17 protein-coding genes are annotated in these 19,987 nt (G+C 33.9%); 10 read left to right on the top strand and 7 right to left on the bottom strand.

Features of this window, described 5'->3' with window-relative positions:
• The first annotated feature begins 193 nt into the window (after positions 1-193).
• A complete protein-coding gene (gene clpB, locus NAT50_RS04240) occupies positions 194-2,788 on the top strand; it encodes an ATP-dependent chaperone ClpB (RefSeq protein WP_250591809.1) in 2,595 nt (864 codons plus the stop codon).
• Positions 2,789-2,870: 82 nt separating this feature from the next.
• Here the strand turns inward: clpB and NAT50_RS04235 are convergent, their stop codons facing one another.
• Positions 2,871-3,392, bottom strand: coding sequence for a hypothetical protein (locus NAT50_RS04235; protein ID WP_250591807.1), 522 nt, complete (start codon positions 3,390-3,392; stop codon positions 2,871-2,873).
• 484 nt (positions 3,393-3,876) lie between these two features.
• Here NAT50_RS04235 and NAT50_RS04230 point away from each other — a divergent pair, with 484 nt between their 5' ends.
• Genes NAT50_RS04230 through NAT50_RS04215 form a run of 4 tightly spaced genes read left to right on the top strand, consistent with a single transcriptional unit; the run spans position 3,877 to position 7,738 of the window.
• Positions 3,877-5,247 carry an exonuclease domain-containing protein gene (locus NAT50_RS04230; RefSeq protein ID WP_250592027.1) on the top strand — a complete coding sequence of 457 codons (1,371 nt, stop codon included), beginning with the start codon at positions 3,877-3,879 and terminating at the stop codon, positions 5,245-5,247.
• The gene (locus NAT50_RS04225) at positions 5,244-6,080 is read left to right on the top strand and encodes an ion transporter (RefSeq protein WP_250591805.1); all 837 of its coding nucleotides are present in this window, start codon (positions 5,244-5,246) and stop codon (positions 6,078-6,080) included. Before NAT50_RS04230 ends, NAT50_RS04225 begins: the two co-directional genes overlap by 4 nt.
• A 6-nt stretch (positions 6,081-6,086) precedes the next feature.
• Positions 6,087-7,007 carry a tRNA (adenosine(37)-N6)-dimethylallyltransferase MiaA gene (gene miaA / locus NAT50_RS04220; protein ID WP_250591803.1) on the top strand — a complete coding sequence of 307 codons (921 nt, stop codon included), beginning with the start codon at positions 6,087-6,089 and terminating at the stop codon, positions 7,005-7,007.
• 2 nt (positions 7,008-7,009) lie between these two features.
• A complete protein-coding gene (locus tag NAT50_RS04215) occupies positions 7,010-7,738 on the top strand; it encodes an acyl-[acyl-carrier-protein] thioesterase (protein ID WP_250591801.1) in 729 nt (242 codons plus the stop codon).
• A gap of 18 nt (positions 7,739-7,756) precedes the next feature.
• Here NAT50_RS04215 and NAT50_RS04210 read toward each other — a convergent pair whose 3' ends face one another.
• From NAT50_RS04210 to NAT50_RS04195, 4 genes are all read right to left on the bottom strand, one after another.
• Complete coding sequence (locus NAT50_RS04210) at positions 7,757-8,410, bottom strand: YggS family pyridoxal phosphate-dependent enzyme (RefSeq protein WP_250591798.1); 654 nt, start codon at positions 8,408-8,410, stop codon at positions 7,757-7,759.
• A gap of 82 nt (positions 8,411-8,492) precedes the next feature.
• Positions 8,493-9,725 carry a DUF1015 domain-containing protein gene (locus NAT50_RS04205; protein ID WP_250591796.1) on the bottom strand — a complete coding sequence of 411 codons (1,233 nt, stop codon included), beginning with the start codon at positions 9,723-9,725 and terminating at the stop codon, positions 8,493-8,495.
• Positions 9,726-9,787: 62 nt separating this feature from the next.
• On the bottom strand, positions 9,788-10,678 hold the full coding sequence (locus NAT50_RS04200; RefSeq protein ID WP_250591794.1) for a 3-hydroxyacyl-CoA dehydrogenase family protein: 891 nt from the start codon (positions 10,676-10,678) through the stop codon (positions 9,788-9,790).
• Positions 10,679-10,765: 87 nt separating this feature from the next.
• On the bottom strand, positions 10,766-11,731 hold the full coding sequence (locus tag NAT50_RS04195; RefSeq protein WP_250591792.1) for a Gfo/Idh/MocA family protein: 966 nt from the start codon (positions 11,729-11,731) through the stop codon (positions 10,766-10,768).
• Between the two features lie 178 nt (positions 11,732-11,909).
• On the opposite strand from NAT50_RS04195, the gene NAT50_RS04190 reads away from it, so the two are divergent.
• From NAT50_RS04190 to NAT50_RS04180, 3 genes are all read left to right on the top strand, one after another.
• Entirely contained in the window at positions 11,910-13,202 is a 1,293-nt protein-coding gene (locus NAT50_RS04190) for an MgtC/SapB family protein (protein WP_250591791.1), read from the top strand.
• Positions 13,203-13,397: 195 nt separating this feature from the next.
• Positions 13,398-14,039: a protein-L-isoaspartate(D-aspartate) O-methyltransferase gene (locus tag NAT50_RS04185; RefSeq protein ID WP_250591789.1), complete on the top strand. Its 642-nt coding sequence runs from the start codon at positions 13,398-13,400 to the stop codon at positions 14,037-14,039.
• Positions 14,040-14,126: 87 nt separating this feature from the next.
• Positions 14,127-14,759 carry a PAS domain-containing protein gene (locus NAT50_RS04180; RefSeq protein ID WP_250591787.1) on the top strand — a complete coding sequence of 211 codons (633 nt, stop codon included), beginning with the start codon at positions 14,127-14,129 and terminating at the stop codon, positions 14,757-14,759.
• Between the two features lie 56 nt (positions 14,760-14,815).
• Here the strand turns inward: NAT50_RS04180 and smpB are convergent, their stop codons facing one another.
• On the bottom strand, positions 14,816-15,271 hold the full coding sequence (gene smpB / locus NAT50_RS04175; protein ID WP_250591785.1) for an SsrA-binding protein SmpB: 456 nt from the start codon (positions 15,269-15,271) through the stop codon (positions 14,816-14,818).
• Positions 15,272-15,410: 139 nt separating this feature from the next.
• Between smpB and NAT50_RS04170 the strand changes: the two genes are divergently transcribed.
• Positions 15,411-16,046 (top strand): hypothetical protein, encoded by a 636-nt coding sequence (locus NAT50_RS04170; protein ID WP_250591783.1) that lies wholly within the window; start codon positions 15,411-15,413, stop codon positions 16,044-16,046.
• A gap of 176 nt (positions 16,047-16,222) precedes the next feature.
• The gene (locus tag NAT50_RS04165; protein ID WP_250591781.1) at positions 16,223-17,728 is read left to right on the top strand and encodes a S8 family peptidase; all 1,506 of its coding nucleotides are present in this window, start codon (positions 16,223-16,225) and stop codon (positions 17,726-17,728) included.
• A gap of 48 nt (positions 17,729-17,776) precedes the next feature.
• Here NAT50_RS04165 and NAT50_RS04160 read toward each other — a convergent pair whose 3' ends face one another.
• On the bottom strand, positions 17,777-19,969 hold the full coding sequence (locus NAT50_RS04160; RefSeq protein ID WP_250591779.1) for a TonB-dependent receptor plug domain-containing protein: 2,193 nt from the start codon (positions 19,967-19,969) through the stop codon (positions 17,777-17,779).
• Positions 19,970-19,987: the final 18 nt, after the last annotated feature.

Below are 19,987 nucleotides of genomic sequence, written 5' to 3'. Positions count from 1 at the left end.
ATACGACAATCACAATTTCATTTGGAATCATTTTATTTGATTTTTACGACATTTTGTCTTAAATTTATAATGTTTTTATTTAAAACTTCACAAAAACAAGTCATTTTGTCCTATTTACCCCTTTGGAATACAAATTGTCTATCACAATACAAAACTAAACAATTAGAAGTAACAACGACTAGCAATTAACAATATGAATTTAAATAATTTAACTATCAAATCACAAGAAGCTTTGCAACAAGCCCAACAAATTGCACAAGCTAACGGACAACAACAACTAGAAAACGAACACATTTTTAAAGGAATACTAGAGGTAGATGAAAATGTAGCTCCGTTCATTTTGAAGAAACTTAACGTAAACGTAGAACTTTTCAAAAAAGTATTGGAAAGCACCATTCAAAGTTTTCCGAAAGTTTCCGGTGGAGACTTAATGCTCTCTAGAGATGCTGCTAATACGTTAACAGAAGCGAATATCATCGCAAAAAAAATGAACGATGAATATGTTTCTATCGAGCATTTATTACTAGCTATTTTCAAATCAAAAAGTAAAGTCGCACAAATATTAAAAGATCAAGGCGTTACCGAAAAAGGACTCGAAGCTGCTATTCAAGAAATTAGAAAAGGAGAACGCGTAACATCCGCATCGGCTGAAGAAACCTACAATGCTTTGAATAAATACGCCAAAAACTTAAACGAATTAGCGCGTACGGGTAAACTAGACCCTGTTATTGGTCGTGATGAAGAGATTAGAAGGGTATTGCAAATTTTGACTCGCCGTACCAAAAACAACCCGATGCTTATTGGAGAGCCTGGTGTGGGTAAAACTGCTATTGCAGAAGGATTAGCACACCGTATTGTTGATGGTGACGTGCCAGAAAACTTAAAAGACAAAATTGTCTATTCTCTTGATATGGGTGCCTTGATTGCCGGTGCTAAATACAAAGGTGAGTTTGAAGAACGTTTGAAATCGGTTGTAAAAGAAGTAACTTCCGCTGAAGGTGACATTGTGCTTTTCATTGACGAAATTCACACACTCGTTGGTGCAGGTGGTGGTGAAGGCGCTATGGATGCTGCCAACATCTTAAAACCAGCCTTAGCAAGAGGTGAATTAAGAGCCATTGGGGCAACAACCTTAGACGAATATCAAAAGTATTTCGAAAAAGACAAAGCATTAGAGCGTCGTTTCCAAAAAGTTAATGTAGACGAACCTGATACCGAAAGCGCAATTTCAATTTTGCGAGGAATCAAAGAAAAATATGAAACTCACCATAAAGTACGAATCAAAGACGATGCTATCATCGCTGCTGTAGAATTATCGCAACGATACATTACCAATCGTTTTTTACCGGATAAAGCTATTGACTTAATGGACGAAGCGGCTTCAAAACTACGAATGGAAATCAATTCAAAACCTGAAGAACTCGATGTTTTGGATAGAAAAATCATGCAGCTGGAAATCGAAATTGAAGCGATTAAACGTGAAAATGACGAAGTTAAATTAAAATCTTTAGGATTAGATCTAGCAAATTTAAAAGAGGAACGCAATGAAATTTTTACTCGTTGGAAATCCGAAAAAGACATTGTGGATCATATCCAAACTATTAAACAAGAAATTGAAGATTTCAAATTAGAAGCGGAACGTGCTGAACGCGACGGTGATTATGGAAAAGTTGCTGAAATCCGTTATGGAAAAATTAAAGAATCACAAGAAAAACTAGATGCTTTACAAACACAACTTGCCGAAGAACAAAGTGGACAATCTTTAATTAAAGAAGAGGTTACTCATGATGATATTGCTGAAGTAGTTGCCAAATGGACCGGAATTCCAGTAACCAAAATGCTGCAAAGCGAACGTGAAAAATTACTCAAACTGGAAGACGAACTTCACAAACGTGTTGTTGGACAAGAAGAAGCTATCCAAGCAATAAGTGATGCTGTAAGAAGAAGCCGTGCAGGGTTGCAAGACGTTAAAAAACCTATTGGTTCGTTCTTATTTTTAGGAACCACAGGTGTAGGTAAAACAGAATTAGCCAAAGCACTAGCAGAATATCTGTTTGATGATGAAAATGCTATGACGCGTATTGACATGAGCGAATATCAGGAACGTCATAGTGTGAGTAGATTGGTAGGAGCGCCTCCGGGATATGTGGGTTATGATGAAGGTGGACAATTGACCGAAGCTGTGAGAAGAAAACCTTATTCGGTTGTATTATTAGATGAAATTGAAAAAGCTCATCCAGATACTTTTAACATTTTATTGCAAGTTTTAGATGAAGGTCGATTAACAGATAACAAAGGTCGTTTGGCTGATTTCAAAAACACGATTATCATCATGACTTCTAACATGGGTAGCCACATCATCCAAGAAAAATTCGAAAATTTAAAAGGAGGAATCGAAGCGGCTTCTGAAGCTGCCAAAATAGAAGTCTTAGGCTTACTTAAACAAACTGTTCGTCCTGAATTTATTAATCGTATCGATGAGATCGTGATGTTTACTCCTCTATCGAGTGCTAATATCAAAGAAATTGTGGGCTTACAGTTAAAAAGTGTCATCAAAATGTTGGCTCACCAAAATATCACCATGGATGCAACTCCAGAAGCTGTAGAATATTTAGCTCAAAAAGGATATGATCCAGAATTTGGTGCAAGACCTGTAAAAAGAGTGATTCAAAGAGAAGTACTCAATCAGTTATCAAAAGAGATTCTAGGAGGTAAAATAACTACCGACAGTATCATTTTGTTAGACAGTTTTGATGGTCAATTAGTATTTAGAAATCAAGAACAATAATAAGTTTATTTTTCTCTAATATTTTGGTTTTTGGATAAAAAAGGGTTTGGTGATTTACCAAACCCTTTTTTTGTAGTTTTATTTAAAGACCGGCTACAATATTGCCATTGGGTTCCACGAGTATTCTTTTTACTTTTTTATCCTTTTTAATTTTAATTTGGTATTCTTTTTTCAACACATCTCCATCAGATTGGGTATATAAAAACTTATCATTCACTATAGTCCAGCCCGGAAACGATTTATAAACCGAATAGATTACTTTTTTAGGCAATCTAACATTTTTATACTCCTCTACCACTCGGGTTAATTTGCCTTGATCATTATAAGTCGCTACCAAAGAAGCTTCATTACCTTCCATGATGACTAGATATTCCACATGTCCTTCATAATCTTTACCTATAGAATAACCAATAAACTTCGTTTCCATTTCTTTAACTTTTGAGTCGGAACCTTTATCCGGCAAATAAATTGAGAAATCTTTGCCGGCACTTTTAATAACTACCGCAGGTAATTCTTCTTCCTTCAATTCTTCATCTTTAATAACCTGAGCACTCAACAAAAACGAAGAGCCCACCAAGGCTATAACACTAAATAATAATTTCATAATAACAAATTTTAATTAAACAATTGACAATAAATAAATCATACTAAATCGTATTATTTCGATTTACGAAACTCTATTTTCAAAACATTCCCATTTGTCTGATTAAATTTGCTCGAAGAAAGAAAGTAGTACATTAAAATTAACTTATAAATCATTGAAAATCTGTTAATTAATTCTAAATGTAATGTTAAAAACCTATTCGAGTTTCAATACATTATTAAACTTAAAAAAATACCGTTTTTTGTTCATAGTCATCTTCTATCCTTATAGTCTGTGAGGTTTACTAAAAAACACCGATTGATTCACAAAAAATCCTTTTCAAATCCTTTTCAAAAAAGTTAATAAAAGCAATTTTTCCGACTTAAAATAACCGCTTGAAGAGTCGATAATAAAGTATAAAGGCCTAGTTAAATTACAATAAAATTGCGAACTTTGCATAAATCTCTGCCTTACTATTTTAAGTAAGCACTAAAACAAACAGATTATTTACGCCATTCTCGACATAGAAACCACTGGAGGTCAATACAATGAAGAGGGTATTACCGAAATAGCCATTTACAAATTTGATGGCCATGAAATCGTAGATCAATTCATTAGTTTGGTAAATCCTGAAATTCCTATCCAGCCTTTTGTAGTGAAACTTACTGGTATTAATAATGCCATGCTTAGAAGCGCGCCGAAGTTTTATGAAATCGCCAAACGCGTTATAGAAATTACTGAAGGATGTACTATTGTAGCTCACAACACCTCGTTTGATTATCGCGTGATTAAAACAGAATTCAAACGTTTAGGATACGAGTTTAAGAAACCTACGTTGTGTACCGTTGAGCTTTCTAAGAAATTAATTCCGGAACAGCCTTCCTATAGTCTTGGTAAACTAGTTCGTAATTTAGGAATTCCTGTAGCCGACAGACATCGGGCCAGTGGAGATGCTATGGCAACCGTGAAACTTTTTAAGATTCTTCTTTCTAAAGATCTAGAAAAGAATATTCTTAAAAGTTTTATCAAAACCGAGATTAAAGCCGGAATATCTCCAAAATTACTAGACATTGTAGAATCTCTACCTTCAAAAACAGGGATATACTACATCCATAATGAAAAAGGAGAACTCATTTATATTGGCAAAAGCAAAAACATCAAAAAAAGAGTCAATCAACATTTTACGGGTACATCATCCAAAAGTAAAAAAATACAACGCGATGTATATGCGGTAACCTTTGAAGAAACGGGGAGCGAATTAATTGCACTTTTAAAAGAAAGTGAAGAAATAAAAATCAATAAACCTATTTACAATCGTTCGCAGCGAAAAACTATATTTCCTTGGGCTTTGTATGCAGAAAAAAACGAAAAAGGATACATTGCTTTAAAAATTGAAAAAGCAGATGGTAGGAAGAAAGAAATCACTTCTTTTACTACGCATCAGGAAGGTAAAAATGCATTGTTTAAAATCACTGAAAAATACCAACTTTGTCAAAAAATAAATGGTTTATACGATTCACAAAAGGCATGTTTCCAATACAATGTGAAACAGTGTTTAGGAGCTTGTATCGAGGAAGAAAGCTCAGAATCTTACAATCAACGTGTCAATGATTTTATCCAGAATAACCAATTTCAAAACCAAAATATGGTTATTATTGACCGAGGTCGAACGACTACGGAACGAAGTGCTGTTCTAATTGAAAACGGGATTTATAAAGGGTATTGTTTTTATGATTTAAATCATCAGATTAAAAATATAGACATTTTAAAAAATATCATTATTCCTATGCAGAATAATCGTGATACCAAAACAATTATTCAAGGATATATCCGTAAAAACAAAATGCTTAAAACGGTGAAATTTAACAAGTCATGAAACATATAAAAACGAAATATGAAATTTTCAGACAGAAAGCATTTTTAATCATATATGGTTCCAATACCGTTGCGGGAAGACTTTTCGATTTAATACTCCTTGGGTTAATCCTATTGAGTGTCATATTGGTGATGTTAGACACTGTTGAAGGCTTCAATAAAAAATATCATAATATTTTAATTGTTTTAGAATGGATCATTACAATCTGTTTTACAATTGAATATATTCTTCGCATCATCACCATCAAAAAAGCAAAAAACTATATTTTCAGTTTTTACGGAATCATCGATTTGATAGCTATTTTGCCGATGTATCTATCGATATTCATTGTAGGAAGCAATGTTCTAACGGTAATTCGTGCCTTGCGATTGTTGAGACTTTTCAAAATTCTAAATCACCCACAATTCTCTGGACAATCAGTACAATTAAGAGAATCGATCATTGCGAGTAGAGGGAAAATTTTGGTTTTCATGTATTTCCTCATCATCAGTTGTATTGTGATTGGTTCTGTAATGTACGTCGTAGAAGGAAAAGAATCCGGATTTACTAGTATTCCTGTAGCTATTTATTGGTGTATCGTTACCTTGTCAACCGTAGGATTTGGCGACATTACCCCTATTACTCCCTTAGGACAATTCATTGCTTCAATTGTAATGATTATGGGTTACGGAATTATTGCCGTTCCTACAGGAATTGTTACGGCCGAAATAGCCAAATCTGAAATAAAAAGACAGACAAAAAAAGCGATTCCTTGCGGTCAATGTGGCACTGCAGATCACAACATACAGGCTAAATTTTGCTATAAATGCGGTCATGAATTCCCTGAAATTTAACCTATTATGAATTATCTTATCACCATTATAGGTCCAACAGCAATAGGAAAAACAGCACTGAGTATTCAATTGGCACAACATTTTAATTGCGCTATAATTTCATGCGATAGCCGTCAGTTTTTTAAAGAAATGAAAATAGGTACTGCGGTTCCCAATGCAGAAGAATTAGCCGCTGCTCCTCACTATTTTATACAAAACAAATCGATTTTTGAACCTTATTCTGTCGGGGATTTTGAATCGGAAGCACTACAACAACTCGATAAACTGTTTCAAGAAAACCCAATTCAAATCATGGTTGGTGGTTCTGGTTTGTACGTTGATGCTGTTTTAAAAGGATTTGACGAATTTCCTGATATTGATGCTTCCATAAGAGATGAAATTAATGCTCATTATGATGAATTGGGTATTCAATACCTTCAGAACACCCTAAAAGAGTTAGATCCGGATTACTATCAAAAAATAAGTATCGAAAATCCACAAACATTACAAAACCCACAGCGAATGAAACGTTTTGTGGAAGTTTGTATTGGAACTGGCAAGCCTTATTCTTCGTACATCGGTAAACGAAAAAACCAAAGAAACTTTACGCCTATTATCATTGGGTTAGAAGCCAACCGGGAAAAAATGTATGAGCGCATCAATCAGCGTGTCGATATCATGTTACAACAAGGTCTAGTTGAAGAGGCATATTCACTTTATCCTAACAAAAATTTGAATGCATTACAAACAGTAGGATATCGTGAATTATTTGATTATTTTGATAACAAGATCACCTTAGAGTTTGCTATTGAAGAGATCAAAAAAAACACCCGCCGATTTGCTAAAAGACAATTAACATGGTTTAAACGATTAGAAAACGCCAAATGGTTTGATTTTAAAACTAACACCACTTCAATCATCGATTATATCCAATCAAAAATTAACTAATTATGCCTATTTCTCCTGATTTTACTTCGATATATACCCACGAATGGGAAATTAATTTTACTCAATGTGCTCCTAACGGGTATTTAAAATATGTCGATTTATGCAATCTTTTACAACTCACAGCTGCTGAACATTCTATTTTAGGAGGAATGAGTTTTAATGATATGCAAGAACACCATCAGGCGTGGGTATTAAGTCGTATTCGTGTAGAAATTGATGCCTTACCGAAATGGCAAGATAAAGTCACAGTAAAAACCTGGATAGAAAATCTAGAAGGCTCTCGTTCCATCCGTAACATAGAAATGTATCTGAAAGGAAAAAAAATAGCTGGTGCAACAACCTATTGGGCTGTTTTTAACACACAATCCCGAAAAGCAGAAGCCTTGGCTTTACCTCATGAACACTTCGAAAAATACCCAGAGGATCATGCAACCTCTAAAAGTTTTTCTAGGATTAACACCCAGCAAGAAACTATAAAAATTAACGAAAGAATAGTGGTTCTATCCGATTTAGATATTGTCAATCATGTAAACAACACAAAATACCTTGAATGGTGTTTGGATGCTTTAGATCCTAAAACAGTCTTAAAACAGAAGATTAAAACTATCGAAATGAATTTTCTTCGTGAGTTGAATTTACATGATACTGTAGAAATTCATGCAGACGAAAACCATCATTTCTTTTCGGTATCCAAACAAGGTAAAATCTGTTTTGCTTTACTTTTAGAATAGCTATATCGTAATAAACGATTACCTTGTTCCAAAAATACTACTCCCTACCCTAACCATATTGCTTCCACATTCGATGGCCAATTGATAATCACCACTCATTCCCATCGAAAGAATTTGGAAGTTAGGATTGGTTTTTTGATAATCGTCGAACAATGATTTTAAATGAAGAAATTCTTTTCTGATTTGTTCCTGATTATCTGTAAAAGTGGCCATTCCCATTAATCCTACAACATTTATATTGGTGGCAGTTTCATCAGTAGTGATATAGTGGATAATTTCTTCTAGCTCCTTTTCATTAAGACCAAATTTAGTCTCTTCCTCGGCAATATGAACCTGCAAAAGACAATTTACAGTTTTTCTCCATCGAATTCCTAAACGATTGATTTCTTTCAGCAATTTCAAACTGTCTACCCCATGAATCAGTTTCACGTATGGAATCATGTATTTCACTTTATTACTTTGAACATGACCAATCATGTGCCATTCAATGTCTTTAGGCATCTGTTCCCATTTTTCGGTCATTTCTTGTACTTTATTTTCTCCAAAAATACGTTGACCAGCATTATAGGCTTCCATCAAATCACTAACAGGTTTGGTTTTTGAAACCGCTACCAAAGTAACGTGTGAAGGAAGTGTTGATTTTATGTTTTGAAGGTTTTCTGAGATTGACATTGTCTATATTTTTTTGATAAAACAATTAAAAACTTTTGATTTATGAATTCAGTGGATCTTATTTTATTGTGTTCATCAATTTTTACAACTCATATACCAATAACCCACTTCTGAATTTTGGTTCAATATAAGTTGATTTAGGAGGCATAATTAAATTGTTGTCTGCTAAAAGTTTAATTTCATTAATATCTGATGGATACAACATGAATCCTACTTCAAACTCGCCTTCGTCAATCAACTCTTTGATAGATAAAATAGCTTGCTTACCTGGAATATAATCTATACGCTCGTCGTTTCGCAAATCACCAATGCCTAAAATTGGATTTAAAACAGTATCATACAAAATCTGAGCATCCAGATTTTTTAATATATTTTCGGTTTCATCCGAACTGAAATTATCTTTGTACTTGTATTCAAGAGCATAAAACTCACCATCGAGATACATACCAAATTCATATTTCACCTTTGGTTGCCACAATTCCAATTCTTTTGGTTTAATAATAAAATTATCAGCCAATAGTTTGATGAATTCTTCTTTTGTATGTCCGTTTAAATCGCGAACTACACGATTGAATTCATAAATTTTCACATTGCTCTCGGCAATTAGAAAACTCATAAAATAATTCAGATTTGGATTTCCCGATGCTTTATCCTGCTCATACAACATTTCTGCCGAAGCAGAACGATGATGACCATCTGCGATGTAAAGATTCGGTATTTTTTCAAAATAATCTAGCAAAAGATTAATTTCTGTTTCCGTTTCAATTTTCCAAAGCGTATGTTTTTCTTTATTCGTTGTGGAAAATTCGTAAATAGGTCTGTTTTTTTTATGAATTGCAATGAAAGTATTAATTTCAGTACTGTCCGGATAGGTAATCAAAACAGGTTCTGTATTAAATCCCGTTTGATGTAAATAATCTTTAAACAATTCTACACGAAACTGTAAGGTATCTTCGTGTTTTTTTATGACGTTATTTTGATAATCCTCTATTGAAGTTCCGGCAATAATTCCTGTAAAAGTATTGTGTTTACTCTGAATTTCATACAAATAAAACATCTCTGTCTGTTCTTTAATTAGAATGTTTTCTTTTTTGAAATCGTTGTATTTGTGAGAGACACCTTTAAATCGTTTATCACTCGTAATGCGTTGAGTATTGGTATAGGCCGGCTGAATTACATGTAAAAACGAATAAGGATTAAATTCCAACAGTGCAACAAGCTCTGCAGGACTGTAATCGTCATACATTCGGCAGGAAACCAACCCAACCTTATCAGGCGCGGGACGAACTGCTTTAAAAGGAATTATTTTTGCCATTATTGGATAGTGTTCAGTTGGCAGTTTTGAATGTTCTGAAACTGCCAACTAATAACTAAATACTATTTTAAGAATTGTTTTGAAACTTTTTCTGCTTTTTTGCTTTCTGAATAATCGTAAAAACCTTCACCAGATTTTACACCTAATTTACCCGCCATTACCATATTTACTAATAACGGACAAGGTGCATATTTCGGATTTTTGAAACCATCATACATTACATTCAAAATAGACAAGCAAACGTCAAGACCAATGAAATCAGCCAATTGTAAAGGTCCCATTGGATGAGCCATACCTAATTTCATTACCGTATCAATTTCCTGAACACCGGCTACACCATTGTATAAGGTTTCAATGGATTCGTTAATCATAGGCATAAGGATTCTATTAGCTACGAAACCAGGATAATCATTTACTTCGGTAGGAACTTTACCTAATTTTATAGATAAATCCATGATGATTTTTGTCACTTCATCAGAAGTATTATATCCACGAATAATTTCTACCAATTTCATGATAGGCACCGGATTCATGAAATGCATTCCAATTACTCTTTCTGGATGAACTACTTGAGACGCAATTTGCGTAATAGATATCGAAGAAGTATTGGTGGCTAAAATCACGTTATGGTCGCAAATGTCACTCAATTGTTTAAAAATATTCAATTTTAAACCTACATTTTCCGTTGCAGCTTCCACTACAAGATCGCAACCTACCACACCGTCTTTGATATCCGTGTACGTGATAATGTTTCCGATAGTTTTGTGTTTGTCTTCTTCGGTTATGGTTCCTTTGGCTACCATTCGGTCAAGGTTAGCAGCAATTGTTGCCATTCCTTTTTCTAATGATTTTTCTGAAATATCAATTAATTTTACGGTAAATCCGCTTTGCGCGAAAGTATGAGCAATTCCGTTACCCATAGTTCCTGCTCCTATTACAGCTATGTGTTTCATTATTAATTTGTTTGTTGTTGTATTTTGAAATTTTCACACGAATTCACCAACATGATTTTTAATATCATTCGTGAACTCGTGACAGTTTTATTTATTCATTGAATCTATGATTTGATAAGCCACACGTAAAGCATTTGTAGCTTGTTCCAGAGTAACTACTGGAGTCGTATCATTGTTTATCGCATCAGCAAAAGATTCTAATTCATCCAAGATAGCATTATTGGGTTCTACAGATGGATTGTCATAATAAATTTGTTTTTTAACGCCTTCTGCATTTTGCAAAATCATATCGAAATCTCCAGGGATTTCGGGAGCATCTTTCATTTTAACCACTTCACATACTTTGTCTAAATAATCGACAGAGATATAGGCATCTTTCTGGAAAAAACGCGATTTACGCATATTTTTCATCGAAATTCGACTCGAAGTGATATTCGCTACACATCCGTTTTCAAATTCTAAACGGGCGTTGGCAATATCAGGAGAATCACTAATTACGGAAACTCCGCTGGCGTGAACATCTTTTACCTTTGAATTTACTACACTCAAAATAGCATCTATGTCATGAATCATAAGATCTAAAACAACAGGAACATCGGTACCTCTTGGATTGAACTCTGCCAATCGATGCGTTTCAATAAACATAGGGTTTTCAATCTTGTTCTTTACGGCTTTAAAAGCAGGATTAAAACGCTCTACATGCCCTACTTGACCTTTTACCTTGTTTTCTTGAGCTAAAGCTATTATTTCTTCCGCTTCTTCTACCGTTGTAGCAATAGGCTTTTCTATAAATACATGCTTACCCGATTTTATGGCTACTTTTGCACACTTGTAATGCGATAAGGTTGGAGTTACAATATCTACCACATCTACCGCGTGAATTAATTTGGCAATTGTATCGAATCGCTGGTAACCAAATTCGGCAGCAATTTTTTCGGCATATTCCGCATTTTCATCATAAAAGCCTACCAATTCATATTTTTCAGATTGTTGAAGTAATCGTAAATGTATTTTTCCAAGGTGACCGGCACCTAAAACGCCTACTTTTAGCATATAAATCTATTTTGAACAAAAATAGAAATTAATTAAGAAATGTCGATTGATTATAGACATTTTGTTTGTTCTCTTTTATGAATTGCCTATTTTTATTTTATCAACCCGCTAATCATTAAAAATCAGACAATTCTTAGTATATTTAAAGTATGGTAAAACAGTTCCTTAACTCTAGCTCATGGAAAATTTATTAATCAACAGGCCTGAATTTCAGCTTTCACAAATTGATTTTATCATCAGAATCCTTGTCTCTATAGGAATTGGTGCTATTATTGGTTTAGAACGTGAACATAGTGCTATTGCAGAAAAAACACCCAGTTTTGCCGGAATACGAACTTTTGTTTTTGCTGTGCTTTTAGGCTTCATTGGAGGTTTATTTTATTTTATTCTGACTCCATGGGCGTTTATGGGGGTTTTATCCAGCGTTGTGGTCTTGACCATTCTTTCTTATTACATTACAGCATCTAAAGGAGATATTGGCGCTACCACCGAATTTTCATTATTAATTAGTTTTTTCTTAGGTACACTAACTTTTTTGGGATTTCTAGACATTGCGCTAATCATTACTGTTTTTGTAGTCGTAATGCTTTCTATTAAATTACCGTTGCATGAAATTGTAGGCAAAATCAGTATCGAAGAATTGTATGATTTCATTCGATTTGTAGTCATTGCTCTTTTGATTTTTCCTTTTCTTCCCAATAAAAATTTCGGGCCTTATAACATTATTAACCCACATGAAATTGGTTGGGTAGTAATCCTAACCTCAGGTTTGGGTTTTATCGGATATATTTTAATGAAATTCCTAGGAGCCAAGAAAGGAATGTTATTAAGTGGAATCATTGGCGGATTAATTTCTAGTACAGCTGTAACTTGGATTCTTGCTAAAAAAAGCAAAGAAAACGAGACACTCTCTTCCAATTGCGCCATTGCCATTTTATCTGCCTCTTCTATTATGGTCTTAAGGGTTTTGATATGGACATTTATTTTCAATGTAAATCTTTTTTACGATCTATATCCGAGTATACTTCTGATATTTTTAACCGCTATCGGCATAACACTCTATTTTTATTTCAAACAAAAAGGAATAGACAACTTAGATCCTTCTATTCGAAAGGATAAACCACTAGACTTACAAGGAGCTATTGTATTTGCTTTAATTTACGTCACCATACTGTTAGTGGTGAACTATTCCCATGAAAATTTAGGAGAAAAAGGGTTCTTATTATCTAGTGCAATAGCTGGTTTTTCAGATATTGATGCTATCACGATAACCATTTCAAAACTGGCAGGCCCTAACTTGGCACATCAAACCGCCTTGAATGCTTTATTGATAGCCATTTTAGCCAATACCATCATTAAACTATCGATCTCCATTTGCACGGGTAGCAAAACGTTGCGCAAACTTCTCTTTATAGGATATGGAATGATTGTATTTACAATACTATCACTACTTATTTTATTGAATTTTTAATAACCATCAAGATTACAACTTACTTATTGCCTTAATCTTGAAACGATATTTTTTTACCTGTCGAAAAATTGAAAGCCTCAAAACAAAGTTGAATTACCTCGAAAAATTCAATTTTGAAGCAAAAAATTAATTAAACATCTTAATTGACATTTGAAAATTTGTTTGTTAATTTTACCCAAAATAATCTCCTCCAAATTGAAAGACACAGCAAAACATCAAGGACTTAGAAATCAATTGGTAAGCCTATTAGAACAAAAAGGCATTACCGATAAAAATGTATTGGAAGCTATCCGAAAAATTCCAAGACACTTATTTTTAGATTCTAGTTTTGAAGATTTTGCATATCAAGACAAGCCTTTTCCTATTGGTGCGGGACAAACTATTTCACAACCTTACACCGTAGCTTTTCAATCGGAATTACTTCAGGTGAAAAAGGAAGATAAAATTTTGGAAATTGGAACTGGAAGCGGATATCAGACTGCCGTTTTATGTACCATGGGAGCCAAAGTTTATTCTGTAGAAAGACAAAACGAACTGTTCAAAAAAACTTCTGTTTTATTACCTAAAATGGGAATTCGTCCCAAATACTTATCTTTCGGAGATGGCTACAAAGGCTTACCTAATTATGCTCCTTTTGACAGTATCATTGTTACAGCAGGCGCTCCTTTTATTCCACAACCGTTAATGGCCCAATTAAAAATTGGCGGCAGACTAGTCATTCCTGTTGGAGAAGAAGTTCAAGTGATGACTTTACTTATACGCAAAACGGAAACTCAATTTGAAAAACACGAATTTGGAGATTTTCGCTTTGTGCCATTATTAGAAGATAAAAATTAGATTTTTATCCCTTTACATGATAAAAATCATTTTTTACTGTTTTTTCTGACCCTATTTTTGCTTCATAATCTTGTAAAAATTTTTAGTATGAGCGATTTTTCAGAGAATGCAGTAAAAAGACCTATTCCAATAGACAAAGAAGTATCTTGGGATAAAACACAAACCATTATGAGTAAAACTGACTTATATGGTACAATAGAATATGCCAACGAAACTTTTGTTGACGTTTGTGGTTACGAAGACTACGAATTAATGGCACAACCACATAACATTATCAGACATCCAGACATGCCTAAAGTGGTATTTAAAGTAATGTGGGATAATATTAAACAAGGAAATAAGTTTCACGGTATCGTGAAAAATTTAGCTAAATCGGGTAGATATTACTGGGTAATTACTGATTTCGAATACATGCGAGACGAAAATGGTAATATTAAAAATTACATCGCACGCAGAAAAGCGGTTCCTCAACCAGTAATTACTAATCATATTGAACCGTTGTATAAAAAATTATTACAAATCGAACAAGCAAGCGGCATTGATGCCAGTGAAAAATATTTGATTGGTTTCCTAGAAGAAAAAGGAATGAGCTACGTTGATTTAATCACTAAATTGATGGTTGATAACGAAAGAGCTCAACAAAACAATAACATTCCTGTAGAAGCAGCTGAAGAAGAGGAAGAAAAAAGAGGATTCTTCAGTAGATTTTTTGGGAATTAATACCACAATAGTAAATTTAGGGGCAAAAAAGCCGATATTTAAAAAATATCGGCTTTTTATTTATATACTTTTTTGATTCGGTCCAAATCTCGTTTGGTATCTCGTTCTTTTATCGATTCCCGTTTATCATAATTTTTCTTACCACGACATAACGCAATCTCTAATTTAGCTAGTCCTTTATCGTTCGTGAATAATCGTAGAGGAATAATCGTCAACCCTTTATTCTGAACATCTTTTAAAAGACCTTTTAATTCTTTTTTATTTAATAATAATTTGCGTTCACTTTTTGCTTTATGGTTGTAATGTGTACCATAAAGATATTCTTCTATATGTGAATTGATAATAAAAAGCTCGTTGTTGTGAAACTCACAAAAACTTTCAGCAATAGAAGCCTTACCCAAACGAATAGACTTGATTTCGGTTCCTGTTAAAACTATACCCGCAGTGTATCGATCGATAATTTCATAATCGAACCTAGCTCTTTTGTTAAGTATATTAATTGTTTTTTGCATAGGAACGCAAATGTATAAACAAATTGGTTAAAAACATAGTATTAATACTGATGATTATTTTTCTGAACAATGATTAATATCAGGATTTACCATAAATGTTGAGAGTACATTTACAGTATAAATTTAAAAACAAAACAAAATGAAAAAGTTAATTTTAATTGCCGGAATTATTTTATCAGGAATTTCAACTTATGCGCAAGATAGCAAAGGTCTTGAAGGATCTTGGTTTGTTACTTCACAGATTGGATATTCACAAACAAAAAATGATGATGCTAAACAAACAAACACTACCATTTTACCTATAGTAGGTACTTTCGTTTCGCCTTCAACTGCTTTGGGTGTAGCAGTTGGACATATCGGAATTAAAAATGAAGACGCATTTGGCACCAATGCGAAAACAAGCTTAGTAGTTGTTCAACCATTAGCTAGAAAATATTGGAATGTTTCTGGTAATTTATATTTCTTTGGTCAGTTGGCTGCACCTATCATTTCTGGAAAAGAGAAAGAAAGCAATCTAAAAGTAAACCAATATGGTTTAGCAGCTTCAGGTGGATTTGATTACTTCGTTACAAAAAATATCTCTGTAGAATTTTCATATAATTTAGTAAACATTAGCCAAACAACGCTAAAAGCAGATAATGGTGACAAGACTACTATTACAGACTTTTCTGTAGCTCATGTGGCAAATACAGAACCATTATACAATTCAGAATTAGGTGGAAGTTTACCAACTTTAACTACTCCTCTATCATTTGGTTTCAAATTTGTATTTTAACTAATTGTTTCTCACACATTTATAGAGACTGATTTCTTTTTGAAGTCAGTCTCTTTTTTTGTAAGATTTTTAGATAAATGCATTTTATCGATGTTTTTAAACACTTAGTCGATGTTTTTGTTTGTAAAGAACATTTTTTAATATTTTCACAAAATTAAACCCAAAAAAAAAACAAAATGACAAAAAAATTCTTGAAATTATGCACTATTTCATTACTTGTATTGTCTTCATGTAACAAAGACGACATACAACAAGAAGAAATAATCATTGAAGCAAGTAAGCAAGACCCTCTTTCTGCTCAAGAAGTTGTAGGAAAAATCGATGGTTCATTTAGCCAAAAAGGTTCATTCAAATGGGATAAAGCAGACAATCACATGCTATGGAGTGCCCTGAAAAATGGTAATAATGTATGTTCGATAGGTTTTGGAGATTCAAAAAATGATTTTGACAGAAAAAAATCAACTAATGCTACCGAATACCAAAATCAGATTTTAAACATCATCAGAAAATACGAAGGAAAAGAAACAGAAAAATTCTTACTAGGTACAGATCCATATTTGAACCAACTTGATGTAATCATTGAAAAGCAGGAAACAGTAATTGCACTTCGTAAAAATAAATTTATCCGATACATGGAGCCTGCTGATTTTAGATATTTCTCATACAAAAATCCATACCAACGATCTGATTCTGAATCAAGTTCTGGTTGTGGTTTAGGTTCTGAGACAATCGCTTCTACAGACTATACTACTATTACTCCCAATGCGAAATTACCATGGGCTTTTGGAAGACACAATATTCCGTCTGCATGGAGTTACAGTACTGGAAAAGGAGTAACTATTGGTGTAGTAGATACTGGTGCTTCAACAGCCAATACACTTCTTAATGCAAGTTTCAATAACGGTTATTCATCGGGAAGAACTGTACAACGTTACGGAGTATATGTAGATTCTATCTGGCCATGGAGTACTACCACTGATGGTGTTAATGACAAATGTGGACACGGAACAAGTATGTCTTCAGTAGCAACTGCTCCTCGTAACGATAAAGGTCAACCAGTTGGTGTTGCTTACAATTCAAATCTAATTGCTTATAGAGCTGCTTCTAATGTGGTTTTAGATGGTTATCATGAACAAAATGGTGTAAAGAATGCATTTACAGGTTTAGCAAATAATTCAAGTGTACGAATTATTTCTATGTCGATGGGACATATCTTCTCTGTTGGTAAAATTGAAGATGGTGTTAAATATGCTTACAGTAAAGGAAAATTAATCTTTTGTGCTGGAGGTACTTCTACAAGTTTTACTTCTTTTGTTGGGGTAATTTTCCCAGCTTGGATGCCTGAAGCGGTTGCAGTAACTGGTATTAAAGAAGCTTCAACTTACCAAGCCTGTGATGTTTGCCACACTGGTAGTAAAATCGATTTTACCATCATGATGGAGCGCACATCGGGTAATAAAATCCCAGTTAACAGCTATTATGATGCTCAAGGAGACTACGTTGGAGGTTCTTCGGTAGCTACAGCGACTACTGCTGGTATAGCGGCTTTGGTTTGGGCTAAAAATCCTACATGGACAAGAGATCAGGTATTAGCTAAAATGCGTCAGACATCGCATTTATATCCTAACAAACATCCTGAGTTTGGTTACGGAATGCCTAATGCTTTATTAGCAGTTCAATAAAACAAAAAAGCTCGATTGATTTCGAGCTTTTTTTATGATTTCTTTTAATTAAAAATTTAATTTGGTTCCAAAGTAGAAGTTTCTACCAGGAGCATTAATTCCTGATGCAAAGGTTCTGTATTGTATATCGAGAATATTTTCGACACCGGCATACAATGTAACATAATCAATCGATCTTATGGCTGCTTTAAAATTATACGTTTGCCATGCTGGCATTCCATTAGCAGGGGCATATTGCAAATTGTCTTCCCCACTCTCTGAATAGTCTTTCAAATGTTTTTTGCCATTGTAAAGCATATTCAAATCTAAACTAACCCATTTATTTTCAAAGTTAAAACCCACTTTACCATAATGAGGTGGAATATGATCCAAAGGTCTTTCCTGTCCCCCTTCTTGAGCTCGGCCATAAGTAAAGTTGTAACTTCCATAAAATTTGAATTCTTTCAGAATATTCCAGCGCAACGAAGAAGAATATCCAAAAATATATCCTTTACCCAAATTTTGATTGGCCATTACTATACTAGTTTCCCCATTGTAATCAACTACATATTGGTTGTTGAAAGTAAAAGTGTCGGTAACAATCACATCGTATAATCGAGTCACAAAAGTGGTATTTTCAAATTCAAAACTTTTACCGCTATAAAGGGTAATTCCTAAGTCGCCGGTGATGTTTTTTTCTGGTTGCAAATCTGGATTGGGAACAATCAAATTGCCTTGAGTTGAATCGAAAACCTTCGCCAAATCATCCACATTTGGTGTTCTAAAACCTGTTGCGAGATTAAAAGAGACTTTAACATTTTTAGTGGAATTGTTTACTATTCCAAAAGCAGCACTATAGGTAAAATTCTTTTGCTCAATGGTACTGAAAGGAAACGGAAAAAAAGTCTTGTCAATAAACTCACTAGACAATTTCGAATACCCTGCTCTTGCTCCTAAACTATAGGAAGTATTATCGTTAAATTTTGAAAAATAATTGGCAAAAGCATCGGTTCGCAAGGTATAATTTTGTCCGTCAGGATATCTTGTACTCGTTGAAGATTTCACCCCTGTAATAATATCTCTTTTAAAAGCGGTAGAATTTAAATCATCGTAGAAAAGTTCTGCACCGTATAACAATTCACCTTTTCCAACTTTCGCTTTCAAATCAAAATTAACGGAATACACTTTTACTCTTTCAATCCTTGATTCTTCTGAAGGATTATTGCGATTCCTTTGAATTCTACTCTCTTCAACATCCTGATAATCGGCTCCAACACTTAAATCACTATTCAAAAAAGCTTTCTGCTTTGTGAATTTATATCCTGCTAAAATTCTTTTCTGCGGACCGTAGTTCCAAGTTGCATAACGAAGATTTCCATTTCTAACATCGGTCAATCTATCGTATCGAGGAATATCTGAAGACGTTGAAAATTGTAAGTTTACATCATGAGAAGTAGTTGCATTCGGCTTAAACAATATCTTTTGCATGGCATTGTACTGCTTATAACCGGAAAATTTCTGAACGTAAGGATCAGGATTCGCAGTTACATAGTCTATCCCGTTAATTGTTTCAACATAAAAAGGTCTCAGACCAAAAAAGGGATTGTTACCATTCCTTTTTTTACCCATTTTTAGATCGCCGAAACTATTATAAGACAATGCCGTTAAAGTAGCCCATTTTTTGCCTGAATACTTTAGATCGATATAAGCAGAACCTTCTGAATTGATAGTCCCATATCTTGTATTTAAAGAACCTGAAAAAGATTTATTACTCTCAGAAAGCAATGTTGGCTTTTTAGTCACCATATTTACAGCTCCGCCCATGGCATCGCTTCCGTAAGGAGTTGATGAAGCACCAAAGAGAATATCAGCATTTTCCAGCATATTTTCATCTATGGTAATCACGTTTTGCAAATGACCACTTCTATAAATCAAATTATTCATACGGACACCGTCTACCAATAACAAGATACGGCTCGATTCTAAACCTCTAATCACTGGGCTACCACCACCTTGTTGGGATTTTTGAACGAATAGTTTTCCTGAATTCGATAACATTTCAGCAGTTGTCTGAAAATTACCAAATTCTATTTCTTTTTGAGAAATTCGCTGTATTTGCTGTGGATTTTTTCGGTTTGAAGCTAAATATCTTTGTGATTCTAATTTCACTTCATCTAAATTACTCACTTTTATAGAATCCTTTTCTTGGCTAAAAACAGGATGAAGGCACAAAATTAGAAGCGACAAATAAAGATGTTTCATGAACTATATTTTTCCGCA

This window comes from Flavobacterium luminosum, from assembly GCF_023635005.1.
Lineage (GTDB): Bacteria > Bacteroidota > Bacteroidia > Flavobacteriales > Flavobacteriaceae > Flavobacterium > Flavobacterium luminosum.
Note: the sequence above shows the minus strand (reverse complement) of the source record. Positions and strands in the feature narration are given on the sequence as shown.

What these genes read in the sequence shown, in the direction of transcription:
- NAT50_RS04225 (WP_250591805.1), top strand. Translation starts at nt 5,244, where the DNA reads ATGAAACATATAAAAACGAAATATGAAATTTTCAGACAGAAAGCATTT.
- NAT50_RS04205 (WP_250591796.1), bottom strand. Translation starts at nt 9,725, where the DNA reads ATGGCAAAAATAATTCCTTTTAAAGCAGTTCGTCCCGCGCCTGATAAG.
- clpB (WP_250591809.1), top strand. Translation starts at nt 194, where the DNA reads ATGAATTTAAATAATTTAACTATCAAATCACAAGAAGCTTTGCAACAA.
- NAT50_RS04200 (WP_250591794.1), bottom strand. Translation starts at nt 10,678, where the DNA reads ATGAAACACATAGCTGTAATAGGAGCAGGAACTATGGGTAACGGAATT.
- miaA (WP_250591803.1), top strand. Translation starts at nt 6,087, where the DNA reads ATGAATTATCTTATCACCATTATAGGTCCAACAGCAATAGGAAAAACA.
- NAT50_RS04190 (WP_250591791.1), top strand. Translation starts at nt 11,910, where the DNA reads ATGGAAAATTTATTAATCAACAGGCCTGAATTTCAGCTTTCACAAATT.
- NAT50_RS04180 (WP_250591787.1), top strand. Translation starts at nt 14,127, where the DNA reads ATGAGCGATTTTTCAGAGAATGCAGTAAAAAGACCTATTCCAATAGAC.
- smpB (WP_250591785.1), bottom strand. Translation starts at nt 15,271, where the DNA reads ATGCAAAAAACAATTAATATACTTAACAAAAGAGCTAGGTTCGATTAT.
- NAT50_RS04195 (WP_250591792.1), bottom strand. Translation starts at nt 11,731, where the DNA reads ATGCTAAAAGTAGGCGTTTTAGGTGCCGGTCACCTTGGAAAAATACAT.
- NAT50_RS04210 (WP_250591798.1), bottom strand. Translation starts at nt 8,410, where the DNA reads ATGTCAATCTCAGAAAACCTTCAAAACATAAAATCAACACTTCCTTCA.
- NAT50_RS04215 (WP_250591801.1), top strand. Translation starts at nt 7,010, where the DNA reads ATGCCTATTTCTCCTGATTTTACTTCGATATATACCCACGAATGGGAA.
- NAT50_RS04170 (WP_250591783.1), top strand. Translation starts at nt 15,411, where the DNA reads ATGAAAAAGTTAATTTTAATTGCCGGAATTATTTTATCAGGAATTTCA.
- NAT50_RS04165 (WP_250591781.1), top strand. Translation starts at nt 16,223, where the DNA reads ATGACAAAAAAATTCTTGAAATTATGCACTATTTCATTACTTGTATTG.
- NAT50_RS04160 (WP_250591779.1), bottom strand. Translation starts at nt 19,969, where the DNA reads ATGAAACATCTTTATTTGTCGCTTCTAATTTTGTGCCTTCATCCTGTT.
- NAT50_RS04235 (WP_250591807.1), bottom strand. Translation starts at nt 3,392, where the DNA reads ATGAAATTATTATTTAGTGTTATAGCCTTGGTGGGCTCTTCGTTTTTG.